The 10707-nt window shown below is 66.0% G+C and carries 10 protein-coding genes; 6 read left to right on the forward strand and 4 right to left on the reverse strand.

From position 1 onward, the window contains the following. Nucleotides 1-24 precede the first annotated feature (24 nt). On the forward strand, nucleotides 25-813 hold the full coding sequence (locus QTH87_RS25475; RefSeq protein WP_444812847.1) for an SDR family oxidoreductase: 789 nt from the start codon (nucleotides 25-27) through the stop codon (nucleotides 811-813). A gap of 217 nt (nucleotides 814-1030) precedes the next feature. Here QTH87_RS25475 and QTH87_RS25480 read toward each other — a convergent pair whose 3' ends face one another. Beyond that, entirely contained in the window at nucleotides 1031-2494 is a 1464-nt protein-coding gene (locus QTH87_RS25480; RefSeq protein ID WP_286613152.1) for an amidase, read from the reverse strand. Nucleotides 2495-2575: 81 nt separating this feature from the next. On the opposite strand from QTH87_RS25480, the gene QTH87_RS25485 reads away from it, so the two are divergent. After that, complete coding sequence (locus QTH87_RS25485; protein ID WP_286613154.1) at nucleotides 2576-3571, forward strand: oxidoreductase; 996 nt, start codon at nucleotides 2576-2578, stop codon at nucleotides 3569-3571. Here QTH87_RS25485 and QTH87_RS25490 read toward each other — a convergent pair. Further along, nucleotides 3481-4245, reverse strand: a complete 765-nt coding sequence (locus QTH87_RS25490; protein WP_286613155.1) for a TetR/AcrR family transcriptional regulator — start codon at nucleotides 4243-4245, stop codon at nucleotides 3481-3483. The two genes, QTH87_RS25485 and QTH87_RS25490, sit on opposite strands and share 91 nt — an antisense overlap. 29 nt (nucleotides 4246-4274) lie before the next feature. Further along, a complete protein-coding gene (locus tag QTH87_RS25495) occupies nucleotides 4275-5069 on the reverse strand; it encodes a cysteine hydrolase family protein (RefSeq protein WP_286613156.1) in 795 nt (264 codons plus the stop codon). 240 nt (nucleotides 5070-5309) lie between these two features. Here QTH87_RS25495 and QTH87_RS25500 point away from each other — a divergent pair, with 240 nt between their 5' ends. Genes QTH87_RS25500 through QTH87_RS25515 form a run of 4 tightly spaced genes read left to right on the forward strand, consistent with a single transcriptional unit; the run spans nucleotide 5310 to nucleotide 9901 of the window. Continuing rightward, nucleotides 5310-6290: a BMP family protein gene (locus QTH87_RS25500; protein WP_444812848.1), complete on the forward strand. Its 981-nt coding sequence runs from the start codon at nucleotides 5310-5312 to the stop codon at nucleotides 6288-6290. A 34-nt stretch (nucleotides 6291-6324) separates the two neighbouring features. After that, nucleotides 6325-7902, forward strand: a complete 1578-nt coding sequence (locus tag QTH87_RS25505) for an ABC transporter ATP-binding protein (RefSeq protein ID WP_286613158.1) — start codon at nucleotides 6325-6327, stop codon at nucleotides 7900-7902. After that, a complete protein-coding gene (locus tag QTH87_RS25510) occupies nucleotides 7899-8975 on the forward strand; it encodes an ABC transporter permease (protein ID WP_286613160.1) in 1077 nt (358 codons plus the stop codon). The genes QTH87_RS25505 and QTH87_RS25510 overlap by 4 nt, the downstream gene beginning before the upstream one ends. Then, the gene (locus QTH87_RS25515) at nucleotides 8972-9901 is read left to right on the forward strand and encodes an ABC transporter permease (protein ID WP_286613161.1); all 930 of its coding nucleotides are present in this window, start codon (nucleotides 8972-8974) and stop codon (nucleotides 9899-9901) included. Before QTH87_RS25510 ends, QTH87_RS25515 begins: the two co-directional genes overlap by 4 nt. 607 nt (nucleotides 9902-10508) lie before the next feature. Here QTH87_RS25515 and QTH87_RS25520 read toward each other — a convergent pair. Beyond that, on the reverse strand, nucleotides 10509-10707 hold a 199-nt coding region (locus QTH87_RS25520; RefSeq protein ID WP_286613163.1), incomplete at its 5' end, for an electron transfer flavoprotein subunit alpha/FixB family protein.

The raw sequence follows: 10707 nt of genomic DNA on the forward strand, positions 1-10707 counted from the left end.
TATTGGTCCTGCGAGCATGCATGGATGCAGGTTGTCGATGAGTCACGGACTGTTGTGTCCGAAAAGGAGAACGAAATGCATCGATCTACTGCAACTCGCGGCGCAGCCCTGGTGTTCGGGGGCTCGAGAGGCATCGGCGCCGCAGCCGTTCAGCGCCTGGCGGCGGACGGCCATGCCGTCGCGTTCACCTACGTGTCGCGGCCCGACGAGGCCCAGGCGCTGGCGGCGCAGATCGCCCGAGCGGGTGGGCGTGCCATCCCACTCGCTGCCGACAGCGGTGATGCCGATGCCATTCGCAAGGCCGTTGCCCAGGCCGTCGAACTTTTCGGCGCTCTTCAGGTGGTCGTGGTGAATGCCGGCATCGACAAGGGCGGCAGCATCGATGCCGTTTCGCTGGCGGACCTGGATCAGATGCTGGCCATCAACGTGCGCGGCGTGTTCCTGTCCATACAAACCACCGTGCGGCACGTGCAGGACGGAGGCCGGGTGATCACCATTGGCAGCAACGTCGCGGTGCTCACGGGGCTCGCAGGCGCCAGCGTCTTTCAACTCATGAAGACGGCGGTGGCAGGACTGGTCAAGGGGGCCGCGCTCGATCTAGCGCCGCGGCGCATCACGGTCAACAACATCCAGCCTGGCCCGATCGAGACGGATCTGACGGCTGAATGGACGGAGGCATTGGCGCAGCAGAGTCCGCTCAAGCGCGTTGGCAAGCCGCAGGAGATCGGCGCGCTGATTTCGTATCTGGCCAGTGAGGAGGCCGGATACATGACGGGAGCGAGCCTGACCATTGACGGCGGCCTTACTTTGTAGCGGCTAAGTCGAGGCGAGGCAGAGCGAGCCAGATCAGTTCGAAGCCAGATTCCCTCTCTGCGCTCCTCGTGCTCGACTGTCAGTTGCGATAACCCACCCCTTTCGCAACAAGAAGCGAGGTCGCTGATGTGCACTGCCACGAGGGTCAGCCCCGTCGAATCGTTGCTCTTGAGGAAGTCCTCAAGCACTGCAGTGCGGCTCACTCATGCACGGCCCGTCAATCGGCAATCCATTTTCTGGAACAGGCCAAGCCAGGCCCAACGCGCGGATACAGGGCTTCAACCGCAGAGGACAACGCGAGCACGCCGAGGTCGTCGAGATGCCTGCCCATGATCTGCAAGCCGACCGGTCGCCCGTCGCGGGTGAGACCGACCGGCACCGAAGCAGTCGGCGCGCCGGTCAGGTTGCCGAGCGCAGAGAACGCGAGCCATGCGCTGCCTGCCGCGACGGCCTGGCCGTCGATCGTGTCGGGTCCCGGTACGTTCAGGGGGAAGGCTGCGCAAGCCGTGGTCGGCGTGACGAGGAAGTCGTATCGCTCCATGAAGCGCCACGTCGCATTCACGATGCGCTTGCGCTCGAACACTGCATCGGTGAATTCATCGGCGCTCCAGTCGCGATCGACCAGGCTGGCCAGCCAGCCTTCGAGTGCAATGCCCTGTTCGGTCGCCATCCGTCGCAGGCCCCGGCGGTCGGTGTCCATGGCGACAAGGGTCTCGAAGGCCTCGGCGTAGCCGCCGATCTCCGGGTGCGCCATGTCGACGCTACAACCCAGCGCCCCCTCCAGGCGCACCACAGCCGCCTGCACGATCGCGCGCACCTCGGGCTCCACCGCCGCAAAGCCTAGATCCGGACTGAACGCGATGCGCACACCCCGCAAGGTCTCGGCGGGCCTCACACCCCAATCCCGGATATCGCACGGCAAGGAAAAGCGGTCCTTGGGCGTCGGGCCGGCCAGCACCGACAAGGCGAGCGCCGCGTCGGCGACCGTGCGGGTCATCGGCCCGATGTGTTCGAGGGACTCCCAGCTCGAGACGCCCGGGTAGCGCTCGTCGCGGCAACCCGGATAGGCAGGCACCCGGCCCATCGAAGGCTTGATGCCGTAGATGCCGCACAGGGCGGCAGGCGCACGGACGGAGCCGCCACCATCGCTGCCGATCGCAAGCGGCACCAGGTTGGCCGCCACTGCTGCGCCCGAACCCGCGCTCGACCCGCCTGGCGTGAGATCCAGGTTCCAGGGATTGCGCGTTGTCGGGAACACCGCGTTGTGCCCGAAGGCGCCATAGCCGAACTCGGAGGTATTGGTCTTGCCGACGATGATGGCGCCCGCGTGTCGCAGCCGCTCCACCACCACGTCGTCCTCGTCGGGTACATGGTTCGCATACAGGCGCGAGCCGAATGTGGTGCGCAGACCCCGTGTACAGATCAGGTCCTTGACCGCCACCGGCACGCCTGCGAGAGGTCCCACGGGTTCATTGCGCAGCACGCGCTGGTCGATTCGCTCTGCCGCGGCATACGCACCATCAGGGTCCAACGTACAGAAGGCATGCAGCGAAGCGTCGAGCGCTGCAATTCGGGCGAACGTTTCTTCGACCAACGCAAGCGCGGTCGTGTGTCCCGATCTCACCGCCTGGGCAATCGCCGCAAGGCTGGTTCCGGCGGGGGGTGGAGCCGGCGCGCTCATGGACAAGGACGCCCATGCAGCACGATCCAGGCGCGCTCTTTGCTCTGGGGAGAAGACACTTTGCAACCCTTCGTTCCGATCATGTCACTTGCCTTCACGCCGTTCGAACTCGGCCCGCTCCGACTGAAGAATCGCCTGGTGATGGCCCCGATGCAGCAATACCGGGGCGCGAGCGACGCAAGCGCCACGGCGTATCACCCGTTTCACTACGGGCGGTGCGCCGAGGGCGGCGTCGGCCTCATCATTGTGGAGTCCACGGCGGTCGCCCCGGAGGGCCGCCTTTTCAAGGATGACATCGGCATCTTCGACGATGCACACATCGACTCCTTGCGTCGCGTGACGGATGCCGTGCATGCCCATGGCGTACCCGTGTTCATCCAGCTTTCGCACGGGGGCCGAAAGTCCAATCCGCCAGCCGGCATGTCGCGGCTGGCGCCCAGCGCACTCGCGTTCGACGCTGCCTACGGGGTGCCCGACGTCATGGGCAAGGAAGCTATCCAGCACGCCGTGCGCGCCTTTGCAGCCGCTGCGCGCCGCGCCGTGGCCGCGGGTTTCGATGGCATCGAACTCCATGCCGCGCACGGCTATCTGATCCATCAGTTCCTCTCGCCGTTGAGCAACAGACGCGAGGATGGCTACGGCGGCGCCCTGAAGCACCGCGTGCGCTTCATCGACGAAGTACTGGCCGGCATCCGCGAAGCCGTCGGCACGGCCTTTCCGATCACGTTGCGCGTGTCTGCCAGCGACTACGTTCCGAACGGCCTGACCCCCGAGGTGGTAGCCGCCGCCGTCTGCGAACTGAAGCACCACGCGTTGGCCGCCGTCCATGTGTCTTCGGGCGGACTCCTCCCCGTGGGCCCGGAGAGCGCGCACCCCGGCTACCAGATCGGCTACGCCCACGCCATTCGGCAGGCAGCGGCCTTGCCCGTCATTGCCGTAGGGGGTCTGCATCGCAGGTCGTTGATCGAGCAGGTACTCGCCGCCGGTCAGGCCGACCTGGTGGCCATCGGCCGACCGATCCTCGAGCGGCCGGACTTCATGACCGACAAGCTGGCGTCCGTGGCCTTCGAGGACTGAGCCGCCGCACGCTGGATCGCCGCCGGCGGCGGGGGCGCGAGGAACCCCATCAGCATCTGATGGGACTGCGTGCGGTGATCGGCCTGCCATTCGTCGCCCAGGATGTCGATGTCGAAGATCCGTGACAGCGTCGGCCCGTGGGCGCGGCTGTAGTAGGCCAGGCTCACCATCGCGGTGTAGAGGTGCATCGCGTCGATGCCTGCGCGGAACACGCCGGAGTCCTCGCCACGGCGCAATAGCTTGTCGATCAGGTCCAGCACGGGCGACGCCGTCTCGCGGATGATGGCCGAGCGCTTGAGGTGCCGTGCCTGGTTCATGTTCTCGAAGGCCAGCAGGCGCCGCAGTTCGGGTCGTGCGCCGAAGTGGGTGTCGATGAAGTCGAACATCTGCACGATGCCGTCCATGGGCTCCGCGTTTCCGAAGTCGAGCTGCAGTTCGGCCATCCGCAAGCGTGACAGCACTTCCTCGAGCACGCGGATGTAGAGCGCATCCTTGCCGCCGTAGTAGTGGTACAGCATGCGGATGTTCGTCTTGGCCTTGAGGGCGATCTGCAAGGTTCGCGTCCCGCTGTATCCCTTGGCCGAGAACTCCGCGATGGCCGCCTTGAGGATGCGTGCGCGGGTCTTGGCGGGATCGCGCGTGACGACCTTTCGGGCGGAGGATGTGGAAACCATCGGGCCATTGTCGATCGGGTGGCAGGCTGTCATGAAGGCAGCTTGTCCAGGGCGGCCAGCAGCAGCGTCGAGTCGCTCACGAAGCCGAAGCACTTCTTGACGTTCCATACCGTGGCCTGCGTGCAGAAGTCGGGCGAGGAAGTGGCGCAGCAGTCCTCCAGCATCACGCAGCCGTAGCCGAGGAAGTTGGCGTCGGTCAGCGAGTGCAGCACGCACTGGTCGGTGTTGCAGCCTGCGAACAGGATCGTCCTGACGCCGAGATTGCGCAGGATGCTGTCGAGCGGCGTATCCCAGAAGCCACTGATGCGGTGCTTGTCGACGAGGATGTCGCCAGGCAGCGGCGCCAGTTCGTCGACGATGGCCGCAGCCCAGGAACCCTTCTCCAGTACGTTGCCACGACCATCGGGCAAGGGGTCGCCCAGGCCGGTGCCCGTTCCGCTGTTCTTGTAGAGGTGGATCTGGTTCGGAGGCATGTTGGCCAGGTCGGGACGGTTGCCCCAGTTCACCCAGATGACGGGCACCGAGGCACGGCGCAGGGCAGGCAGCACGGACTGCAGCGGCCCGATCGCTGCACGGTCGGCCGCGAAGTCGCCGCCGATGTGGTCGACCCAGCCGCCGGACGTGCAGAAGTCGTTCTGCATGTCGATGACCACGATGGCGGTGCGGCCCAGGTCGATCACCACGTTCTGCGGTTCGGCGCCGAGCCGCAGCGGTCGCGGGGCGGGGGCAGGCATCGCCATGTCGACCTCGTCCTGCGTGGCACGCCAGTGGTATTGCGAAGCAACGCCGAGCGCTCCGGGTGGGGTGGGTCTGTTCGACTGCATGGATCGTGGCTCCAGGTTGGTGATGAATCGGCACCGCAGCGGTGCCGGCGCTGGCGCCGTCGTGGTGCGCCCGACGGTCGCTCGATTTCCTTCCCTCGCGATCTCCAACGATCCGTTCGCCTTCCCCCCATTGGCGGAAGCCCTGCCGAGACAGCGATGGCACTGTTCTTGCGAACGCTCGCCCCGAACCAGATCGTTAGTAATCGTTCAGTTACTTAGTACCGTCCTAAAGCGAAAGGAATGCCAATGTCGAAAGCACTCTCCCCGATCACCTCGTTCGCCTCCGTGGTGGTTGCCACCCTGGCGCTTGTCACGACTGCGCACGCCGCCGATCCGCTGACCGTGGGCGTCCTGATCCCGGGCTCGAAATCCGACAAGGGCTGGATGGAGTCGGGATATGACGGCCTGGCCGCGGCACAGAAGCTGTACGGCGACAAGATCAAGGTGCAGATGATCGAGAACATCAACTACGCCGACATGGAGCAGGCGTTGGTCAACCTCGCATCGAAAAACAGCCTGGTGATCGGTGTCGGAGGCCAGACGCAGGCGGCGGTGCTGAAGGTCGCCAAGCGCTTTCCCAAGACCCGGTTCTCGATCGTCGGCGGCAGCAAGGGCGATGTGGTTCCCAATGTGGCCGGCTATGACGTGAAGCAGGCCGAGATCGCATTCGTGGCGGGCGCCACGGCGGCGATGCTGAGCAAGACCGGCGTGGTGAGCTATGTCGGCGGCATGGAGATTCCGTCGATCGTCAACGCCGGCAAGGAGTTCGGCAAGGGCGCGGCGTATGTCAATCCGAAGATCAAGTACGTGGAGAACTACACCGGCGACTTCGACAACGTCGCCAAGTCGAAGGAAGCCACGCTGGCGGCTATCGCGCAGGGCGCGGACATCCACTATCACATCCTCAACCTCGGCCTGCGCGGCATGGAGCAGGCAGCCAAGGAGAAGAACACGCACATCATCGGCAGCTACACGGACCGTTGCGGCACCGACACGCTCTACCCGGCCTACAGCATCACCGGCGTGGGCTACCAGGTCGAATACGCCATCAAGGAAGCCGTGGGCGGCAGCTGGAAGGCAGGCTACAAGCCCTTCGGCCTGGCGATGGGGCCGAAGGCATCGGACATGGTCCTGTGCGGTGCCACGCCGGAGATGAAGGCCAAGATCGATGCCATCAAGAAGGACATCGAGAGCGGGAAGATCAAGGTGCTCGAGGGCTGACCACCGGTCGACGCGGCAGACGGATCGAAGACACATGGTTGCAGCGCCCGACGTGCAGGCTTTCGACGCCGCGCCTGGATCCGCCCCGCCCCTGCTCGAACTGACAGGACTCGGCAAGCGCTTCGGGCGCCTTCAGGTGCTCGACGACGTGTCCCTGACGCTCGAAGCCGGCGAAGTGCATTGCCTGCTCGGCGAGAACGGCGCGGGCAAGTCGACCCTGTGCAACCTGATCTTCGGGGTGCATGCCCCGGACGCCGGCGGGATGCGGCTTGCCGGCGCTGCCTACAGGCCCACGCGGCCGGCCGACGCGCTGGCCCATGGCATCGCGATGGTCCACCAGCACTTCAGTCTGGTACCGGATGTGAGCGTGGTGGACAACCTCCTACTCGGGCAGTCGCGCGGGGTGCTCAAGCGCGCCGAATGTGCGGCGCGCGTGCGTGAACTCGGTGATCGCTACGGCATGCCGCTCGACCCCTATGCGCGGGTCGGCGATCTGTCGGTGGGCGAGCGCCAGCGCGTGGAGATCGTCAAGTGCCTGATGCGCGAACCCCGTCTGCTGGTGCTGGACGAGCCGACGGCCGTGCTGCTGCCGGAAGAGATCCGGGCCCTGCTCCAGGTCTGCGAGAAGGTCGCGGCCGAAGGCTGCGGCGTGGTCCTGGTCACCCACAAGCTGGCCGAGATCCGTCAGGTTGCGCGCCGTGCCACGGTCCTTCGGGCCGGCCGCATCGTCGCGCGCTCCGAGGCCCCGGCCGAGGAAATGGAGATGTTGGTGCGCGCGATGATCCAGCGCGACCTGGCAGATCCGAGCGAGGTCATCCCGGTGTCGCCGGAACGTCTGGCAGTGACGGTCGGAGAAGCCGTCCCCTCCCCCGCGCTGATGGTCGACGGCCTCAGTGTCCGCGATGCCCAGGGCGTGACCCGCCTGGACAATTTCACCGTCATGGTGGCGCCCGGCGAGATCGTCGGCGTGGCCGGCGTCGAGGGCAATGGCCAGGTCGAGCTCGCGGGCGTGCTGTCGGGCCTGATGGGGAGCACCGAAGGCCGCTTCTTCGTGGATGGTGTCGAGCTGACAGGAAAGAGCGCAAAGGCCGTCACGGCCGCGGGCGCCGGCATCGTTCCCGAGGACCGGCACGCCTCCGGATGCGTCACGGCGATGAGCGTGGCCGAGAACATGTTGCTCAACCGGCTGGGCGACTACCAGCGGTGGGGCCTGCTCGACCGCACGGCACTGCGTCGCGATGCACTGGACCTCATGCAGACCTACGACGTTCGGGCAGCCGGGCCGGACGTGGCGTTCAGCGGCTTGTCCGGTGGCAACCAGCAGAAGGCGGTGCTGGCACGCGAGCTGACGACGAAAGGCCTGCGCTTTCTCATGGCTGCACAGCCCACGCGGGGCCTGGATGTCGGCGCCGTCGAGGCCGTCTACGGCCACATCGTCGGCGCCTGCGCGCGCGGCGTCGGCGTGCTGCTGATCTCGTCGGAGTTCGACGAACTGCTGAAGGTCGCAGACCGGATCGTGGTGCTGTATCGCGGTCGCATCATGGGGCAGTGCGACGCGCATCTATCCCAGCGCGAGCGCATCGGTGCCTGGATGGCAGGACATTCCCAATGAACCAGACAAGTCTCGCGACCTTGATGCGCGACCAGCGCGCGATCCTGCTGTCGCTGACGGCCGTGGTCGGCGCCCTGCTGATGGGGCTGCTCCTGGTGGCTGCCATCGGCGTCTCGATCCCCGAGGCCGTACTGGCGTTTGCCGAAGGCGCGTGGGGCTCGCCCTATGCCTTGGCCGCCTCGATCAACCGCAGCCTGGTCTTTGCGCTGGTGGGCCTAGGCTTCGTGCTGGCCAACCGCGCGAACCTCACCAACGTCGGCGGCGAGGGGCAGATCGCGGTCGGTGCCATCGCGGCCACCGCCATCTGCCTGCATGGCGGAGTCGCAGACCTGCCGGCCGGACTGGCGTTCGTGCTTCCAATGCTGGCCGCCTGCGTTGTGGGCGGGTTGTGGGGCGCGATCGTGGGTGTCCTCAAGGTGAAGGTCGGCACCAACGAGGTGATCAGCAGCCTGATGCTGTCCTTCATCGGCGTCTGGCTGCTGTATGGCAGCGTGCAGAGCGTGGCCTTGTTGCGCCAACCCATGACCTCCTCCAGCACCTTGCCGGAGTCCCTGGAGATTCCCGATGCGACGAAGCTGCCGCTGTTGACGGGAGACGCCGGCATGCCGCTGAACATCGGACTGCCGCTGACACTGGTGCTTGCGGCACTTGCGGCCGTGGTGTTGCATCGCACCGTGTTCGGCCTGCGGCTGCGCGCGGTCGGACTCAATGCTCTGGCTGCGCGAAAGGCCGGCATCGCCATCGCGCCTTCGGTGATCGGCGTGTTCTTCGCGGCCGGCGCGCTGGGCGGCCTGGCCGGCTCGCTGATGCTGCAGGGCGAGCAGTACACGCTCAAGGCGGGCTTCTCGTCGGGCTACGGATTCGACGGCCTGGTGGTCGGCCTGCTCGCGCGCGGCTCGGTCGTGGGCGTGCTCGCGGGCGCGACGTTGTTCGGCTTCATCCGCTCGGGAGGCATCAACATGGAGATGGTCGCCAGCGTGCCCAGTTCGCTCGTGCTCGTCATCCAGGGGGTCATCATCGTTGCGCTGGCAGGGTCGGCACGCTGGATGGACTTCAAGGGAGGTACGCGATGAGCGATCCGGCCAGCGGTGCGATGCTCGCTGTGTTTGCGGGTTCCACCCTGAGGCTTGCGATTCCGCTGGTCCTGGGCGCCACCGGCGAACTGGTCAGCGAACGGGCCGGCGTTCTCAACATGAGTGTCGAAGGAATGATGCTTACAGGCGCATTCGCAGGGGCAGTCGGTGCAGTCGCCACCGGCAGCCCTGCCCTCGGTCTGGCCATCGGCGTGCTCGCGGTCCTGCCCGTGGCGCTGCTGCAGGCGTTTCTGAGCATCACGCTGCGTGCCAACCAGGTGGTCACCGGCATCGGCATCAACATCTTGGCGCTCGGTGCCACGACATTGGCTTACCGCGAGATCTTCGGCGGGCGTTCCCGCGCCCAGGTGCCCGGCTTCGACAAATGGCATCCGCCCCTCCTGTCGGACATCCCGGTGTTCGGCGAGGCCTTCTTCACGCAGGTCTGGCTGGTGTACCTGGCGTTGGTGCTGGTCGCGGTGGTGGCCTGGACGCTGCGCCACACGGCCTTGGGCCTGGCGGTGCATTCCGCAGGATCGGAACCGAAGGCGGTGGACAAGTCGGGGCTGTCGGTGACGGCCGTGCGCTATGGCGCAGTGCTCTTCACCGGCGTGATGTCGGCGATCGGTGGATGCTTCCTGTCGATCGGCGACATCCACACATTCACGGAAGGCATGACCAGCGGCGCCGGCTATCTGGCGATTGCCGCGGTGATCTTCGGAAACTGGAAGGTCGGCCGCATGCTGGTCGCATGCCTGCTGTTCGGCGCAGCGACGGCGCTGCAGTTCCAGCTGCCGGCTCTAGGCATCCAGGTGCCCAATGCGTTGCTCATCACGCTTCCGTACCTGATGGCCCTGTTGGCCGTGGGCGGCCTCGTCGGCCGGCAGAGCGCTCCCAGCTATCTCACGCAGCCGTATATCCGCTGACGCGCAGTGCGGCGGCGGCGGAGGTGACCGATTGAAAAGTGGCCGCCGCAAAGGGGGGGCCCGGGGACCACGCCTTGGGGTCCACGGCCTGCGGCGCGATATCCGGGTCCGGAACACATACGGGCGCATTCCTTACAACCGCTCGTGGCTGTGCGTCACATGATGCGGCATGGCTGGCGAAGTGGTGCGCGCCTTCAAGGCGAGGGGCTTCGCGGATGAAGTTCAGCCGGTCTGCGGCGGCACATGCCCGCGATCGATCGATGCCCGGGTGACATTCGGTCTCAAGTCGACGACGACATGCAATCGCAGCTTCGCAGCGATTGCTGCCCCTCACCCTCATTCGCTGAACTTACGCTGCCAGCCCGATTTCAGACGTCCAGTTTTCGAGAGACTTCTGTACCTATGGCAGGTTTTCAAGTCTTAGCCGTCCTTCCCTACCTTGTTGAACGCGCGTTGTCAGCCCGGCTCCTGTCGCGATGACGCAGCAAGCTTAGTTGACGACCGGTTTCCATGTGGTCTCGACATAGCTGTGCCAGGCCGTGCTGGAAACGGCCGAGCAATCGCGGCCGGACGCCTATCCCGCGCTCAAACCGTGGGCATGGCGGGGTCAGATCGTCTGCACCAGTTCAGGCACCGCGGCAAACAGATCAGCTTCGAGCCCATAGTCGGCGACGCTGAAGATCGGTGCCTCCGGATCCTTGTTGATCGCGACGATGACCTTCGAATCCTTCATGCCGGCCAGATGCTGGATCGCACCCGAGATGCCGGCCGCGATGTAGAGCTGCGGCGCCACGATCTTGCCGGTC

It is taken from the genome of Variovorax jilinensis (genome assembly GCF_030316885.1).
GTDB classification, from domain to species: Bacteria; Pseudomonadota; Gammaproteobacteria; order Burkholderiales; family Burkholderiaceae_C; genus Variovorax; species Variovorax jilinensis.